Source organism: Nocardiopsis gilva YIM 90087, assembly GCF_002263495.1.
Lineage (GTDB): Bacteria > Actinomycetota > Actinomycetes > Streptosporangiales > Streptosporangiaceae > Nocardiopsis_C > Nocardiopsis_C gilva.
In genome coordinates this window covers 4466242-4482947 of sequence record NZ_CP022753.1, presented here as the reverse complement: position 1 = coordinate 4482947, position 16706 = coordinate 4466242, and the positions used below count along the sequence as shown (strand labels likewise).

Below are 16706 nucleotides of genomic sequence, written 5' to 3'. Positions count from 1 at the left end.
CCTGGCCTCGCGAGGCATCATCAAATACCATGCGCGGCTTTGACTTGGACCAGAACGGCATCATCTCCTATGTCGCTCTCGGTGACAGCTTCACCGAGGGCATGGATGACCCCTACCCGGACAGCGGCGAGACGCCGAACGGCCGGTACCGGGGCTGGGCCGACCGCCTGGCCGAACACCTCGCCGACAACGTGGCCGAGGTGCGCTACGCCAACCTCGCCGTGCGCGGCAAGCTCATCCGGCAGATCGTGGCCGACCAGGTGCCGCGGGCCATGGAGCTGCGGCCCGACCTGATCACCATCTGCGCGGGCGGCAACGACATCATCCGGCCCGGCACCGACCCCGACGAGATCGCCGAGATCTTCCGCCGCACCATCGCCAAGCTCAGCGAGACCGGCGCGACCATCGTGGTCTTCACCGGCATGGACACCGGGTTCCAGCCGGTCATGCGCCACCTGCGGGGCAAGATCGCCACCTACAACATGCACCTGCGCGCCATCGCCGACGAGTACGGGTGCCTGGTCGTGGACCTGTGGAGCATGAAACCCCTGCAGGACCACCGCGCCTGGAGCTGGGACCGGCTGCACCTGTCCCCCGAGGGGCACCGCCGACTGTCGCTGCGCGCGTGCGAGGTGCTGGGACTGCCGGTCGACGCCGACTGGCGCGAGCCCTGGCCGCCGGAGGCACCCAGGGACTGGCGTATGGCCCGCCAGGACGATCTGCACTGGGCGCGCGAATTCCTGGTGCCCTGGATCGGCCGTCGCCTGACCGGGCGTTCCTCGGGAGATGGCGTGCGCCCCAAGCGGCCGAACCTCGAGCGGCTGCGCTGACGGTCGGCTCGCCGCCGCGCCCACCGGCTGACGGGCACACATGAGGCGCGCCACCGATCCGCTGATCGGTGGCGCGCCTTTGCTGTTTCCGCCGGTGTGCCCGTGGAGCGAACAGGGCCCGGTGCCGGGCGACCCGACGGCCCCGGTGACCGCTACTGCTCCGACTGCCCTGCCGAGGTGCAGGACGCGCACGTCCCGAACACCTCGACGGTGTGGGTGACATTGCTGAACCCGTGCTGGACGCCGATGCTCTCGGCCCACTTCTCCACGGCCGGGCCTTCGATCTCCACGGCCTTACCGCACTCACGGCACACCAGGTGATGGTGGTGCGTGTCGGTCAGACAGGCGCGGTAGACGGCCTCCCCGTCACTGGTGCGCAGCACGTCGACCTCGCCGGCGTCGCTCAGTGCCTGCAGCGCGCGATAGACGGTCGTGAGCCCGATCTTCGAGCCCTCGGAGCGAAGGTCCGCATACAGATCCTGAGCGCTGCGAAAGCCGGAGCTCTCACTCAGCGCCTGTCGGACGGCCTCGCGACGTGTACTCATGTGGATACGCTCCCCCGATCGGTCTGGGGCATCGTACCGGCCCCAGCGACCTCGACCTCCTCTCGGGGGGTACGGGGCGCGCCACGCCGTCCGCGTATCAGCCGACCGATGGCCACCGCCACCGTGAACACCGCGAGCGCCAGCAGCACGATCGCCCCACCCGGCGCTACCTCCACATAGTAGGTCGTGGACAGGCCGCCCACCGCGCACAGCACGCCGATGCCCACGGCCAGCCCCATGGTGACCCGAAAGCTCCGGGTCAGCTGCTGGGCGGCGGCCACGGGCACGACCATGAGCGCGCTGACCAGCAGCACGCCCACGACCCGCATGGCGAGGACGACGGTGAGCGCGGCGGTGACCGCGATGACCATGCTGAGCAGGCGGACCGGCAGCCCGTGCGCGCGGGCCACCTCCTCGTCCTGGCAGAGCACGAACAGCTCGCGGCCGAAGTAGCCGATGACGGCGATCACCACCACCGCCAGGCCGGTGATCACCCAGACGTCCTGCTGGCTGACACTGCTCACCGAGCCGAACAGGAAGGCCGTCAGCGTGGCGCTGCTGGCCCCCGGGGTCAGGCCGATGAGCAGCAGGCCCCCGGCGATGCCGCCGTAGAAGAGCAGCGCGAGCGCCACGTCGCCGCTGGCGCGGGCGCGCACGCGGATCAGCTCGATCAAGACGGCGGCGGCGCCCGCTACGAGCAGGGCGACGATGACCGGGGAGTTGCCGGTCAGGTACCCGAGGGCGACACCGGTGAGTGCCACGTGACCGATGCCGTCGCCGAGCAGGGCGAGGCGGCGCTGCACCAGGAAGGTGCCGATAACGGGGGCGATCAGGCCCACCAACACGGCGACGATGAGGGCCCGCTGCATGAAGTCGTACTTCAGCAGGTCGAGCAGGGGCAGATCAAGCACGGCGGGGTACCTCGATGTCGGGCACCGCGGTCGTCGGCGCGGGGGCTTCGCCGGCGTGCGGGTGGATGTGGTCGTGGCCTTGGCTCGACGCGTGGCCGTCGTGGGCGATACGGCCCTCGGACAGCACCAGGCTGCGCTGGATGAGCGGCTCCAGGGGGCCGAGCTCATGCAGCACCAGGACGACGGTGGTGCCGCGCTCGCCGAGACTGCGGATGGTGTCGGCGAGGGCCTGCTGGCTGCCGGAGTCGACCCCGGCCATCGGCTCGTCCAGCACGAAGGTGTCGGGCCGCCCGGCGAGCGCGCGGGCGATGAGGACGCGCTGCTGCTGGCCGCCGGAGAGCTCGTGTACGGAGTCGTTGGCGTGGTCGGCGAGGCCGACGGAGGCCAGGGCATTGGCGACCGCGGAGTGGTCGTCGGGCGTGGCGCGGCGGAACCGGCGGCGGCGCGCCACCTGGCCGGAGGCCACGACCTCGCGGACCGTCGCGGGGACCCCGCCCCCGGCGGACAGGCGCTGCGGGACGTAGCCGATGCGGGCCCAGTCGCGGAACCGGTTCAGCCGCGTGCCGTGCACCTCGACGTGGCCGCTGACAAGCGGCGTGATGCCGAGCATGGCGCGCATGAGGGTGGACTTGCCCGAGCCGTTGGGGCCGAGGATGGCCAGCGTCTGGCCCGCGGGGACGTCGAAGGTCACGCCCCGGAGGACGGGGGTGCGCTCGTAGGCCACGACGGCGTCGGTGACGGAGAACGCGGGAGGAGCGGGGCGCTGGTCCGGCGCGCCGGTGGATTCGACGTTCACGTGTCAAGTGTGCCGAAAACGAAAATGGTTGTCAAAACATCCCGTATGCGCCGTCCCTGCCCGAAGCCATCAGAATAGTCCGCTTTGCAGGAGGCCGAGCGCGAACAGGGTGACGACCACGACCGCCCGCATGGCCCGCTCCCCGCCGCGCAGTCCCGGCCACGCCAGAAACGCCAGCCAGGCGAAGAACCCGGCCAGCAGCGCCAGCAGCAGCGCGCCCAGCGGTCCGGCCAGCAGCAGCCCCGCCACGAACACCCCGGCCATGGCCACCGGAAGGATCCACCGCGGGGCGGTGTGCAGCCACACCAGTGGGACCGCGCTGCGCCGTTCGATCTCCCGGCGCAGGGGACCGGCGTCCGGGGTGAAGAACGACTCCCCGGGCGGGAGCGGTCGGGGAGCCGACCCGGTACCCGCCGGGCACGGGCGGGAGAGGCTCTCGCGCTTCTTCTTGCGCTTGGGGGACACGCGGCTCCTTCGGACTGCTCGAACTCAGACGTACCACCGGCTGGCAGCCTACTGAGGTATCGATATCCCGAACAGGTGGATCACAGTCCTCCTCAGTGCATAAAGCCACTCGTTCCAACCGTTATGTTTGTTGCGGTGGTGGACCGTCGCACGACGTCCGTCGCGAGGCAGGGAACGTGCCGCTCGCTTACCAGTGGCTTACCGGCGGTGACCTAAGGTGAGCGCCGCAGCGGCGCCAAACCCTGGCATGGTCCCGCATCTGTGTGCCCGCCCCCCATTCCACACGTGACAACCGGGAGAGTAGTTTTCCGTGTCGAAGCTCAGCGTCATCGTGTCGTTCGACGTCACAGAGCCGCACCTGCAGTACTGCCTGGACTCGCTGAGCGGGCAGGCGCTCCACGACGGTGATATCGAGGTCGTGCTCTCCCCCGTCGCCGGGCCCGGTGCCCCTGCCACACCGACGACCAGCCGCCGCGAGGCCGCGGGCGACGACGTGTCCCCCGGCGACGACTCCGGCAACGGCACCGACGACACCGACGACCACGCCCACGCCGACACCGCAGCCGACGGCGACGCCACCGCTGCCGATGAGGAGTCCGGCGCCGAGCCGGAGAAGAGCGGGGACGAGGGCGGCGAGGACAGCGAGTCCGCCGATGCCGCCGAGGCCGACGCCCTGGCCACCGCCCGCGCCTTCGCCGCGGACCCGCCCAGCGGGGTCACCGCCACCCTGCTCCCCGAACCGGCCCCTGCCCACACCGAGGCACGCGAGCGCGGTGGCCGCGCCTCTGGCGGCGACTACCTCGTGTTCGTCCACGGCGGCGACGCCCTCACCGGCTACGCCCTGACCTACCTCGCCGACGCCCTCGACACCTCCGGATCCGACGTGGCCACAGGCAACGTCTACCGCTTCAACGACCTCGGCGTCCGCCGCTCCTCCGCGCACCGCAAGGTCTTCACCAAGCAGCGCACCGGTGTCGACATCCGCGTCACCACCTCGCTCATGGCCGACCGGCTCCACGGCAACAAGATGTGGCGGCGCTCCTTCTGGGAGAAGCTGCCTCCCGCCGTCTCCTCCTTCACCGACGCCGACGCCGATCTGGCCGTGGTGCGCGCCCTGTTCGCCGCCCAGACGATCGACGTGCTGACGGCCCCCGTCCTGCTGGTGCGCGACCGGGAGTCCGGGGAGAACCTCAGCCGGATCGACGCCATGACCCGCCGCATCGGCGCCATCGCCGCGCTGGCCGACTCGCTGAGCCCGGCCGACCGCGCCCTGTGGGACGACCGGGCGCTGCGCACCCACCTGCGCTCGATCCTGCTGGGCCTGGACGACGCCGACGACGACGCCCGTCGGCGCTACTACGACCACGTGGGCGACTACCTCGCCGCGGCGGGCGGCAAGGTCGTCGAGGGACTGCCCGCGCTGCACCGCCTCAACTACCACCTGGTGCGCACGCGCCAGGACGAGCGGGTCCTGGAGGCCATCACCTTCCAGAAGAGCGTCGAGCTGAAGAAGGCCCCCGTCGTCCGGCGCGGCCTGAACTACTTCATCCGCTACCCGTTCTTCGAGGACGAGGCCGCCGGGGTTCCCCGCGGCGTCTACCGGATGGACTCCGAACTGCGCGTGCGGCAGAAGACCGAGAGCGTGGAGTGGCGCGGCGGCAAGCTCGTCGTCGGCGGGCGCATCGGGATCCTGCACCTGCGTGCCGGCCGCCGCTGGCAGCAGCAGCTGGTGGCGTTCGCGGTCAACTCCGACACCGGTCGGCGCGTCCGCGTCCCGGTCAAGGTGCGGCGCGCGGCCGAGTACCGGCTGCCCGACGTCCCCAACGCCGCCCGGCACGACTTCGGCGGTTTCGAGATCACGGTCGACCCCACCCGGCTGCGGCTGTCCGGCCAGTGGCGGGCCACCGACTGGAAGCTGGAGCTCGTCGTCCTCAACCGCGGCCTGATCCGCCGCCGCATCGTCGGCAACCCCGTCGCCGGTCCGCCGCAGAACCCCGGCTACCTGCGCGTCCACGGTGACGTGTGGATCCGCCCGGCGTGGAACGCCGACTCCCAGCTCAGCATCGCGGTGGCCCCGGTGCGCGCCAGGGTCGCCGAGTACCGTGTCGACTACTCCGGCGAGCGCCCGGAACTGGAGATCACCGGCGAGTTCGTCTCGGCTCCCGCGGCCAGCGCCCACGAGCTGCGGCTGACCCGTCTGCCCGGCACCGCGCGGCTCAGCTACCCCCTGCGCTCCGACGGCCCCGGCTTCACCGTCCGAGTCCCGGCCGCCGACCTGATCGCCAACGCCGTTGACGAGGGCGGCGGCGTCATCCGCCAGGAGCAGTGGGCGGCGGAGCTCGTCACCGCCGACGGCGGCACCCTGCCGGTAGTCCTGCCCGACGAGATCGAGGTCGGTGCCCACGCGGCGGGCGACAGCCACCACGAGGTCGCGGTGCACCGTACCTCCACCGGCCACCTGCGGCTGCGCGCCGGGTGGGCGCGGCCCGCGGTTCACGAGGTCGCCTGGTCCGACCGCGACCTGGTGCTCAGCGGCCACTACGCCGCCGACGCCGAGATGGAGCTCGTGTTCAAGGCGCGCGGCCGCGACGAGGAGCACGTCCTGGACGTGCGCCGCGCCGGCACGGGATTCCGTGCGGTCTTCACCCCGGCCGCCATCCCCACCCTGTCGGGCGAGCTTCCGCTGCCCGCGGGCGGCTACCAGCTGTGGGGGCGTGTCCACCTGGACGACGGCACCACCTGCGATGTCAGCGCCGAATGCGGCGACGACGTCACCCGCCGGATGCCGCTGGAGATGACCACCCCCCAGCGCACCTGCACTTTCGAGCACACCGGCTCCGGCATGCCGGTGCTCAGGGTCGGCAGCGACCTGTGGCCCGAGGAGCGCGGCGCGTTCGCCCAGCGGCGGCTGCGCGAGGAGGTCTACCCGGTCCTGCGCGAGGACAGCGTGCGCGAGGAGATCCTCTTCGACAGCTACACCGGCCGCCAGGTCTCCGACAGCCCGCACAGCATCTACGCCGAGCTGCGCTCGCGGGGTGGGACGTGGGCCGACTATCCGATGTCCTGGCTGGTCAAGGACGGCCAGGTGAACCTGCCCGACGACGTGTCGGCGGTGCGCCACAACGGCCGCGACTTCTACGAGGCGCTGGCCCGCTCCAAGTACCTGGTCACCAACTCCCGCCAGCCCGCCTGGTTCACCCGCCGTCCGGACCAGGTGGTGGTGCAGACCTGGCACGGCTCGATGCTCAAGCGCATCGGCTTCGACATCGAGAACATCCGCGGCAAGTCCCGCGACTACCACGAGAAGCTGGCCTGGGAGACCAAGCAGTGGGACTATCTCGTCTCGCCGAGTCCCTGGGCCACGCCCATCCTGCGCCGGGCCTTCCGCTTCGACGGGGAGATCCTGGAAACGGGCTACCCCCGCAACGACATCTTCTTCTCCCCCGAGCGCGAGGCCATCGCCGAGCGCACCCGGCGCCGTCTCGGCCTGCCCGCCGACAAGAAGGTCGTGCTCTACGCACCGACCTGGCGGGACGACAAGTACTACACGCGCGGCAAGCACAAGCTCGACCTCCACCTGGACCTGCGGCGGATGTACGAGAAGCTCGGCGACGACCACGTGCTGCTGGTCCGGCGGCACCCCCGCGTCGTCGACAGCGTGCCGATCGTCGGCAAGGACTTCGTCTACGACGTGTCGCTGTACCCGGAGATCATGGAGCTGTTCCTGATCACCGACGTGCTGGTCACCGACTATTCGTCGATGATGTTCGACTTCGCCAACACCGGCCGCCCGATGCTGTTCTTCACCTACGACATCGAGAGCTACCGCGACAACCTGCGCGGCTTCTACTTCGACTTCGAGGAGACGGCTCCCGGCCCGCTGCTGGTGGAGTCCGACGACGTGATCGCCTCGCTGCTGGACATCGACGAGGTCGCCGCCGACTACAGCGGCAAGTACCGGGCGTTCACCGACCGGTTCTGCCCCCTGGACGACGGACATGCCGCCGCCCGTGTGGTGGACCGGGTCTTCGGCGACGGCTGACCCCCGTCCGTGACGGCCGCCCTCCGGGGCGGCCGAGGAGCGCAACGGCGACGGTCGGCCTCCGCGCCCGGACATCCCTGGTGCACCGGTCGTCCTCCGGTGCACCGGAGGCACGTGAGGTGAGAGGATAGCGGCGTGATCGTCATCACCCGTTACACTGTGCCACTGGGGGAAGCCGACGACTTCGTTGCGCGCGCATCGGCCGCGCTCACGGCTCTCGGCGGCCGTCCCGGGTTCAAGGACTCCTGGATCGGCCGCGCGGCCGACGAACCGATGCTGTGGACCATCGTCACGGAGTGGGAGGGCCCCGGCTACTACAGGCGGGCCCTGTCCGACTACGACGTGCGGATGGCGGCCGTGCCGCTGTTCTCCCTGGCGCACGACGAGCCCACCGCCTTCGAGGTGGTGTCCGGGCACACGCCGGGGCCACGATAAACCGGTTCGATGCCGTGCGCGTTCGCGCGTATTGTCGTTGGTGCGATCCTCATCGCCCCCGCGGGGGGTGGCCGTTTGGTGCGCGCCAGTACCCGCAGGTCCCTTAAGCTGGGCGCTTATCGTCAATCTTCGAGCATCGCGTTGAGCGATCCGCCGACCGCCAGCCGGATGGAGAGTCTGAGAACTTATGGCCGCCAAGTCAGAGGCAATGGACACCCTCGTCAACCTCGCCAAGCGGCGGGGTCTGGTGTACCCCTCCAGCGAGATCTACGGGGGTCTGCGCGCCTCTTGGGACTACGGCCCCCTGGGCGTTGAGCTAAAGAGCAACATCAAGCGCCAGTGGTGGCGCTCGATGGTGCAGGAGCGCGACGACGTCGTCGGCTTGGACTCCAGCGTCGTCCTCGCCCGCGAGGTCTGGGAGGCGTCGGGCCACGTCAAGGCGTTCGTCGACCCGCTCACCGAGTGCCTGTCCTGCCACAAGCGCTACCGCGCCGACCACCTCCTCGAGGCCTACGAGGACAAGCACGGCAAGCAGCCCGAGAACGGTCTGGCCAGCCTGGCCTGCGCGAACTGCGGCGCCAAGGGCTCCTTCACCGAGCCGCGCACGTTCAGCGGCCTGCTGCGCACCTACCTCGGCCCGGTGCAGGACGAGTCCGGCCTGGCCTACCTGCGCCCGGAGACCGCCCAGGGCATCTTCATCAACTACCTCAACGTGCAGCAGAGCGCGCGCCGGAAGGTCCCCTTCGGCATCGGCCAGGTGGGCAAGTCGTTCCGGAACGAGATCACGCCGGGCAACTTCATCTTCCGGACCCGCGAGTTCGAGCAGATGGAGATGGAGTTCTTCGTCAAGCCGGGCAGCGACGAGGAATGGCACCAGCACTGGATCGACACCCGCCTGCAGTGGTACGTCGACCTGGGCGTCTCCAAGGACAACCTGCGGCTCTTCGAGCATCCGAAGGACAAGCTCGCGCACTACGCCAAGCGCACCGTGGACGTCGAGTACCGGTTCGGCTTCGTCGGCGGCGAGTGGGGCGAGCTGGAGGGTGTGGCCAACCGTACCGACTACGACCTGCGGACGCACGCCGAGGCCTCGGGCGTCGACCTCTCCTTCTTCGACCAGGAGAACAACGAGCGCTACATCCCCTACGTCATCGAGCCGGCGGCCGGTGTCGACCGCGCGATGCTGGCGTTCATGCTCGACGCCTACCGCGAGGACGAGGCCCCCAACGCCAAGGGCAAGATGGAGAAGCGCGCCGTCATGGGCCTCGACCCGCGACTGGCGCCGGTCAAGGCCGCGGTGCTGCCGCTGTCCCGCAACGCCGCTCTGTCGCCGAAGGCGCGCGACCTCGCGGCGGCCCTGCGCAAGCGGTGGAACGTGGAGTTCGACGATGCCGGCGCCATCGGCCGCCGCTACCGCCGCCAGGACGAGATCGGCACGCCGTTCTGCGTCACCGTCGACTTCGACACCCTGGACGACAACGCGGTGACCGTCCGCGAGCGCGACACCATGTCCCAGGAGCGGGTCTCCCTCGACCAGGTCGAGATGTACCTGCTGGAGCGCCTCCCCGGCTGCTGACAGACGCGATAGAGGGGCCTGCCGGAACGTGCGGCGGGCCCCTCTTCCGCGTTCTCCGTTGATCTCGGGAAAGTGCGCCAAAAAATCGCCGGAATTTGGCGCACGTTCCCGAGATCAACCGGGGCGAGGCCTCACTTGGTCAGGCGCCGGTGCCAGGCGCGGGCGGAGGTGTCGGTCAGCGAGGCCACCTGGTCGATGACCACGCGCAGGGCCGCGGCGTCGTCTCTGGCGCGCTCGTAGTCGGCGCGGCAGGACGGGTCGAGCGTGTCCGGGGCGCCGAGGCGGACGGCGGCGACGAGCTCGGCGATCACCTCGCGTTCGCGGGCCTGGTACGCCTGGGCCTCCGAGCGCCCCATGACGTAGTGCGCGGCCACCGCCTTCAGCAGCGCGCACTCCATCAGGGTGCGGCGGGGAACGATGAGGTTGGCCGCATAGCGGGTCAGTGGGTCCGGCCCATAGACCTCGCGGGTGGCGTGCTCGGCCGCCCGGCAGAACCGCCCGATGAGCTCGCTGGTCAGGTTCTTCAGTGCGGCCAGCGAGCCCACGTCGCCGGTGAAGTCGCGGGGCCAGAACGGCTCGGCCAGGAGATCGGCGAAGACCTCGTCCAGCTCTCCGACCTCCGCGTCGCAGTAGTGCCGGGCGGCGATCGCGCTGACCTGCGTCCGCTCGGTGGGGGAGTGCAGCGCGTCCAGCAGGACCAGCCCGGCGTACAGGCCGTCCTCCAGGTCGTGGACGGAGTAGGCGACGTCGTCGGCCCAGTCCATGACCTCGGCCTCGAAGCAGGTCCGGGTGCTCGGTGCCCCGTCGCGGATCCACTCGAAGGCCGCGGTGTCGTCCGGGTAGCAGTTGAACTTGTGCGTGGTGCCGCCGCACCCGCGCTGCCACGGGTACTTCAGGGTGGCGTCGAGGGTCGCCCGGGTGAGGTTGAGCCCGGCGCTGCGCCCGCCGTCGTCCAGCACCTTGCCCTCCAGTCGGGTGAGCAGGCGCATGCTCTGGGCGTTGCCCTCGAACCCGCCGCACGCCGCCGCGGCGGCGTCCAGCGCCTTCTCCCCGTTGTGGCCGAAGGGCGGATGGCCCAGATCATGGGCGAGGCAGGCGGCCTCCACGAGGTCGGGGTCGCAGCCCAATGCCCGGCCGAGTTCCCGCCCGATCTGCGCGCACTCCAGCGAGTGGGTGAGGCGGGTGCGCGGGAAGTCGCTGGCGCCGGGCTGGACGACCTGGGTCTTGGCGGCCAGCCTGCGCAGGGCGAAGCTGTGCAGGACGCGGGCGCGGTCGCGCTCGAACGGCCCGCGGGCCCGGCTCTTGGCGGATTCGCCCGCCCAGCGTTCACGGTCGCGACCGCTGTAACCGGCGACGGGTGCTTCGGGAATCGGCGACATGCTCCGACTGTACGCAGCGGCGGCGACGGAACCGGGGCGCACCCCGGTGAGATGGACAACCCCGTCCGGCCCTGCCCGCTGGGCGGGTCTCGACGGATTCCGCAGCAGCTCAGGGGGTGCCGCTAGGTGGCGCCATTTTCCGCTTTCGGGTTCTTCGCCTGCTGCACCGGCGGTGCGCATGGGCCTCCGGCGGTCGGCATCGCCGCTTCCGCAGGCTCGATCACCCTCGGGTGGTGTTGTTTTCCGCTTTCGGGTTCCTCGCCTGCTGCACCGGCGGTGCGCATGGGCCTACGGCAGTCGGCATCGCCGCCTCCGCAGGCTCGATCACCCTCAAGCGGCGTTGACGCGGATGTCGCTGCTGTCGTCGAAGATCCAGTAGTACCAGAGCGAGGCCGTCTCACGGGTGATGTACCACAGCTGGGTCTTGCGCTCGATGACGGCCGGTCCGGAGCGGGCGGGGCTGGTGCTGGCGTCGATACCGACGTCCTCGGCCATCTTCCGGGAGCGCAGGGTGTGCCAGGGGTCGGTGACGATCACGGCGGTGGACCACTGCTGCGCGGTGAACTCCTTCCCCACCGCCGTCATGCTCTGCAGGGTGTCGTTGCCCTTGCCGATCGCGACGATCCGGTCTCGGGGCACCCCCACCTGCACCAGCCAGTTGCGACCGCTGCCCGCCTCGGTGAAGTTGTCGCCGGGGAGGTTGCCGCCGACGGTGACGATCTGCGGGGCGACGCCGTCCCGGTACAGGTCCGCGGCGTGGCGCAGGCGGGCCTCGAAGACGGGGGAGGGGCGCCCGTTGTACTGGCTGGCACCCAGCACGATGATGGCGTCGGACTGCGGACGGTCGTCCTGGCGGGCGGTGTACCAGACCCACACCCACGTACCTGGGGGCAGGGCCAGGACGGTGGCCAGCAGCAGTGCGACGATCCAGCGGATCCGCACGCGTCTGCGCCGCGGCGCTGGGCGTGTGCTCCGTCCCGCGCCACCGGTGGTGCCGCCGGTGCGGTCGTCCCCCGGCGCCGTCGGGGGTGCGTCCCGGGTATCCCGGGTGAACGCGCGCGTCCGCTCGGCGCCGACGGTATCGGCGCGGGGAGGGGCCTCCTCCTCACCGCCGGGGTGATCCGCCGTGTCGATGACCCCGCCGTGCGCGCCGGGATCCTCCGCCCCTGCGGCGACGATCCCGGTGGGTGTCCGGGCGAACCGCCGTGTCGCCCCCGCGTGGGGCTGGTCGGCGCCCGTGGGAGAGCGCTGCCGCTCGCCGGTCATGTCGGCGACGCCGGACCCACCAGCGGCCGTCGGGCCGAGGTCGGCGGCGCCGGAGTCGTCGCGCGTGAACACGCGCGTGGCTTCCGCGTCCTGGGCGACGACGCGCATCCGCTCGTCGCGCGGCTCCTCGCCGCGCCCGTCCCCCATCGACCGCACCTCTCACCCCCAGCTGCGATGTACCTGATTTCGCCTGACGATAGCCGACGTCGGGGCGATGACGAACGGTACGCCGCGCACCGTTCTGCCCGCGGCTACCGCGGAGTGCACACCGTACCGGTGCAAGCCCGAGATGTCGGAGTCGAGCGGGTATTCCAGGAACGTCCGTTCGTTCCGGGATGGACGAGGGCGGGGAGCGTCGCGCTCCCCGCCCTCGTCCGCAGGTCGGTGCCGGTGCTGTGACCGTGCCTGTCCCGCGCCTACGCGCGCGCCGCGGCCCGGCCGGCCTCCAGCCGGGCGACCGGTACTCGGAACGGCGAGCAGGACACGTAGTCCAGCCCCACCTCATGGAAGAAGTGCACGGACCCCGGGTCCCCGCCGTGTTCGCCGCACACCCCCAGTTTGATGTCGGGCCGCGCGGCGCGCCCCTCTTCGGCGGCGATCCGGATCAGCCGGCCCACGCCGTCGACGTCCAGCGACTCGAACGGGGAGATCCCGAACACGCCCTTCTCCAGGTAGGCGGAGAAGAACGACGCCTCCACGTCGTCGCGGGAGAAGCCCCAGACCGTCTGGGTGAGGTCGTTGGTGCCGAACGAGAAGAACTCCGCAGACTGGGCGATCTGCCCGGCGGTCAGCGCGGCACGCGGCAGCTCGATCATTGTGCCGATCGGGAAGTCCAGGTCGACGCCCTGTTCCGCGGCGACCTCGCTCACCACCCGCAGCGACTCGTCGCGGATGATCTCCAGCTCCTGGACGGTGCCGACGAGCGGGATCATCACCTCCGGCCGCGGGTCGCCGCCCGCCTTGACGCGCTCGGCGGCGGCCTGCGCGATCGCGCGGACCTGCATGGTGAACAGACCGGGCACCACCAGGCCCAGGCGCACGCCGCGCAGGCCCAGCATCGGGTTCTGCTCGTGCAGCTTGTGGACCGCCTGGAGGAGGCGCAGGTCGTTCTCGTGCTTCTCGCCGCGCGACTCGGCCACGGCGACGCGCACCGACAGCTCGGTGATGTCGGGCAGGAACTCGTGCAGCGGCGGGTCGAGCAGCCGGACGGTCACCGGGAGCCCGTCCATCGCCTCGAAGATGCCGACGAAGTCGTCGCGCTGCAGCGGGAGCAGCGCGGCCAGCGACTTCTCCTGCTCGGCCTCGGTGTCGGCGAGGATCAGGCGCTCGACGAGCTGGCGGCGGTCACCGAGGAACATGTGCTCGGTGCGGCACAGCCCGATGCCCTGCGCGCCCATCCGGCGGGCGCGGGCGGCGTCGTCGGGGTTGTCGGCGTTGGCGCGCACGTCCAGTCGGCGGTCGGCGTCCACCTGCTCCATGACGCGGTGTACGGCGCGCACGAGGTCGTCGGCGTCGGCTGAGGCGGGGTCGATCTCCCCGTCGAAGTAGCGGACGACGGGGGAGTCGACCACCGGGACCTCGCCGAGGAAGACCTCGCCGGAGGTGCCGTCGATGGAGATGACGTCGCCTTCCTCGATCACCTCGCCGCCGGGCGCGGACATCCGCCGGTTCTTGGTGTCGATGTCGAGCTCCTCCGCGCCGCACACGCAGGTCTTGCCCATGCCGCGGGCGACCACCGCCGCGTGCGAGGTCTTGCCGCCGCGGCTGGTCAGGATGCCCTGGGCGGAGATCATGCCCTCAAGGTCGTCGGGGTTGGTCTCGCGGCGGCACAGGATGACCTTCTCGCCGCTGCGCGACCACTTGATGGCGGTGTAGGAGTCGAAGACCGCCTTGCCGACGGCGGCGCCGGGGGAGGCGTTCATGCCGCGGCCGAGGCGGTGGCGCTCGGTCGCCTCGTCGAAGCGGGGGAACATGAGCTGGGCGAGCTGGTCGCCGTTGACACGGGAGACGGCCTCCTCGCGGGTGATCATGCCCTGGTCGGCGAGCTGGTCGGCGATGCGGAAGGCCGCGGCGGCGGTGCGCTTGCCGACCCGGGTCTGCAGCATCCACAGCTTGCCGCGCTCGATGGTGAACTCGATGTCGCACAGGTCGCGGTAGTGGTTCTCGAGCTTCTCCATGATCGCCATGAGCTCGTCGTAGCTCGTCTTGTCGATCTTCTCGAGGTCGCCCAGCGGGACGGTGTTGCGGATACCGGCGACGACGTCCTCGCCTTGGGCGTTGGCGAGGTAGTCGCCGTAGACGCCCTGCTGGCCGGAGGCGGGGTCGCGGGTGAAGGCGACGCCGGTGCCGGAGTCCATGCCGAGGTTGCCGAAGACCATGGAGCAGACGTTGACCGCGGTGCCGAGGTCGACGGGGATGCGCTCCTGGCGGCGGTAGAGGACGGCGCGCGGCGCGTTCCAGGAGTTGAACACCGCGGCGATCGCGAGGTCCATCTGTTCGCGGGGGTCGGTGGGGAAGGGGCGCCCGGCCTGCTCGGCGACGATGTCCTTGAAGGTGGCGACGAGCCGCTGGAAGTCGTCGGTCTCCAGGTGGAGGTCGTCGCTGACGCCCCTGGCGCGCTTGGCGGCCTCGATGGCGTCCTCGAAGAGATCGCCGTCGATGTCCAGGACGGTCTTGCCGAACATCTGGATGAGGCGGCGGTAGGAGTCCCAGGCGAAGCGGTCGTTGCCGGACTGGGCGGCGAGCCCCTGGACGGACTCGTCGTTGAGGCCGATGTTGAGGACGGTCTCCATCATGCCGGGCATAGAGAACTTGGCGCCGGAGCGGACGCTGACCAGGAGGGGGTTGTCGGGCTGGCCGAGTCTCTTGCCCATGGCCGCCTCGAGCCCGCTGAGCTTCGCGTCGATCTCGGCGTCGAGCCCGTCGGGGTTGTGGCCGTGTTCGAGGTAGTGCCGGCAGGCCTCGGTGGTGATGGTGAATCCGGGCGGGACCGGCAGGCCGAGATTGGTCATCTCGGCGAGGTTCGCACCCTTCCCTCCGAGAAGGTCCTTGAGGTCCTTGTTGCCCTCTGTGAACTCGTAGACGTACTTGGGCACGGGATGCTCCTTCTCTTCGGTCGCTCGACCTCGAATTGCGGCGACTGTACCCAGACCGCCGCGGACTTTTTTTCCACCACGTCCATGTATTGATGTTTACCCAGGTCATGGGCGCCTGACCGGTGTAGACCAATGGTCCAGGAAAGACGCACGGATGGCCTGGGTCACAGTGGCCTCAAGGGATTGACCGAGGTGGCGATAGGCCAGGTCAGATGCGCTTGGTTGCACCGTAGCAGGACCAAGGTGTGAAACTTTGATCCAATCCGTCAAAAAACACCGATCCGGACTGTGCTGAGGGCCACAGATTGACCGAGTAGTAACTTACGGTCGCGTAGGTAAAGTGAGGGCGGAGACCCGGCGCCGCCCCCTCGGCGCGTGCCCCTGACCGGCCGCCCCCGAGCGCTACATGACGGAGAAGAGCAGATGGCCGCAGAGCAGTCCGGTGACGCGGCGGAACGCCGCCGCGGTGACGCAGTCGCCCAGCGGGCCGATGGCCGGTCGAGCCTCCCCGCCGACCTGCGGGAGACCGACCTGCTGGCCGCGCTCAAGCCCCGCCTGCGCGGCTGGTTGCACCTGGGGACGGCCCCGGTGGCGGCTCTGGCGGGCCTGGTGCTCGTCGCGCTGGCCCCGACCCTGCCGGGCCGCCTCGCGGCCGCGGTCTACGCGGCCAGTTCGATGCTGCTGTTCAGTACGTCGGCCGTGTACCACGTGGGCCGGTGGTCCCAGCGCGCCGTCGCGGTGCTGCGCCGGATGGATCACGCCAACATCTACCTGATCATCGCCGGAACCTACACGCCCTTCGTTGTGCTCGTCCTGGACGGGACACTGCGCACCGCGATGATCGCGCTCATCTGGACCGGCGCCATCGCCGGGGTGCTGTTCAAGGTCTTCACACCCAACGCGCCGCGCTGGCTGTCCACGGGCCTCTATCTGGCCATCGGGTGGGTGGCGGTGCTCTTCTTCCCGCAGCTCATCGGCGGCACCCACCCCGCCGCCTGGATCCTGATCATCGCCGGCGGCCTGCTCTACAGCATCGGCGCGGTCGTCTACGCCACCAAGCGGCCCGACCCCGCGCCGCGCTGGTTCGGCTTCCACGAGGTCTTCCACTCGCTGACCATCGCCGCCTACGTCTGCCACTACATCGCGGTCTCGTTCGTCGTCTACAGCGCGGCCTGAACCGCCAGGCGGCGGACGGGCCGGATGGCGGGTACCCGTCCCCGGGGATCACTATGCTCCCCGGTGTCCGACGTGACCACTTCCGGCCCTGGTATCACGATCCGCTTACGCGGTCGGACAGCAGGGCGGAAACGCGGCAATCCGGCGGGGGTGCTGTCGGTAGGTTGAGAACCGGATCTCCCGCCCGCCC

Annotated in this window: 12 protein-coding genes; 5 read left to right on the top strand and 7 right to left on the bottom strand. The window is 70.5% G+C overall.

Translation table 11 applies throughout. The features are described 5' to 3' along the window. Positions 1–29 precede the first annotated feature (29 nt). Complete coding sequence (locus CDO52_RS20130) at positions 30–830, top strand: SGNH/GDSL hydrolase family protein (RefSeq protein ID WP_017619352.1); 801 nt, start codon at positions 30–32, stop codon at positions 828–830. Positions 831–982: 152 nt separating this feature from the next. Here CDO52_RS20130 and CDO52_RS20125 read toward each other — a convergent pair whose 3' ends face one another. The 4 genes from CDO52_RS20125 to CDO52_RS20110 all read right to left on the bottom strand — a co-directional run bounded on the left by CDO52_RS20125 (position 983) and on the right by CDO52_RS20110 (position 3547). Beyond that, positions 983–1375: a Fur family transcriptional regulator gene (locus CDO52_RS20125; RefSeq protein WP_017619351.1), complete on the bottom strand. Its 393-nt coding sequence runs from the start codon at positions 1373–1375 to the stop codon at positions 983–985. Beyond that, positions 1372–2271, bottom strand: a complete 900-nt coding sequence (locus tag CDO52_RS20120; RefSeq protein ID WP_026125916.1) for a metal ABC transporter permease — start codon at positions 2269–2271, stop codon at positions 1372–1374. The genes CDO52_RS20125 and CDO52_RS20120 overlap by 4 nt, the downstream gene beginning before the upstream one ends. Before the next feature lie 7 nt (positions 2272–2278). Next, entirely contained in the window at positions 2279–3082 is an 804-nt protein-coding gene (locus CDO52_RS20115; protein WP_017619349.1) for a metal ABC transporter ATP-binding protein, read from the bottom strand. Between the two features lie 69 nt (positions 3083–3151). Then, on the bottom strand, positions 3152–3547 hold the full coding sequence (locus CDO52_RS20110; RefSeq protein WP_017619348.1) for a DUF6703 family protein: 396 nt from the start codon (positions 3545–3547) through the stop codon (positions 3152–3154). A gap of 310 nt (positions 3548–3857) precedes the next feature. On the opposite strand from CDO52_RS20110, the gene CDO52_RS20105 reads away from it, so the two are divergent. From CDO52_RS20105 to CDO52_RS20095, 3 genes are all read left to right on the top strand, one after another. Beyond that, positions 3858–7589 (top strand): bifunctional glycosyltransferase/CDP-glycerol:glycerophosphate glycerophosphotransferase, encoded by a 3732-nt coding sequence (locus CDO52_RS20105; RefSeq protein ID WP_094932612.1) that lies wholly within the window; start codon positions 3858–3860, stop codon positions 7587–7589. Positions 7590–7724: 135 nt separating this feature from the next. Then, positions 7725–8024, top strand: a complete 300-nt coding sequence (locus CDO52_RS20100; RefSeq protein ID WP_017619345.1) for an antibiotic biosynthesis monooxygenase family protein — start codon at positions 7725–7727, stop codon at positions 8022–8024. 187 nt (positions 8025–8211) lie between these two features. Next, positions 8212–9600, top strand: a complete 1389-nt coding sequence (locus CDO52_RS20095; RefSeq protein ID WP_193373678.1) for a glycine--tRNA ligase — start codon at positions 8212–8214, stop codon at positions 9598–9600. A 131-nt stretch (positions 9601–9731) separates the two neighbouring features. Here CDO52_RS20095 and CDO52_RS20090 read toward each other — a convergent pair whose 3' ends face one another. The 3 genes from CDO52_RS20090 to ppdK all read right to left on the bottom strand — a co-directional run bounded on the left by CDO52_RS20090 (position 9732) and on the right by ppdK (position 15340). Next, entirely contained in the window at positions 9732–10979 is a 1248-nt protein-coding gene (locus tag CDO52_RS20090; protein ID WP_017619343.1) for a deoxyguanosinetriphosphate triphosphohydrolase, read from the bottom strand. A 330-nt stretch (positions 10980–11309) separates the two neighbouring features. Beyond that, positions 11310–12392, bottom strand: a complete 1083-nt coding sequence (locus tag CDO52_RS20085) for a YdcF family protein (protein ID WP_017619342.1) — start codon at positions 12390–12392, stop codon at positions 11310–11312. A gap of 269 nt (positions 12393–12661) precedes the next feature. Continuing rightward, positions 12662–15340 carry a pyruvate, phosphate dikinase gene (ppdK, locus tag CDO52_RS20080; RefSeq protein WP_094932611.1) on the bottom strand — a complete coding sequence of 893 codons (2679 nt, stop codon included), beginning with the start codon at positions 15338–15340 and terminating at the stop codon, positions 12662–12664. A 423-nt stretch (positions 15341–15763) separates the two neighbouring features. Between ppdK and trhA the strand changes: the two genes are divergently transcribed. Then, positions 15764–16516, top strand: coding sequence for a PAQR family membrane homeostasis protein TrhA (gene trhA, locus CDO52_RS20075; RefSeq protein ID WP_094932610.1), 753 nt, complete (start codon positions 15764–15766; stop codon positions 16514–16516). Positions 16517–16706 lie beyond the last annotated feature (190 nt).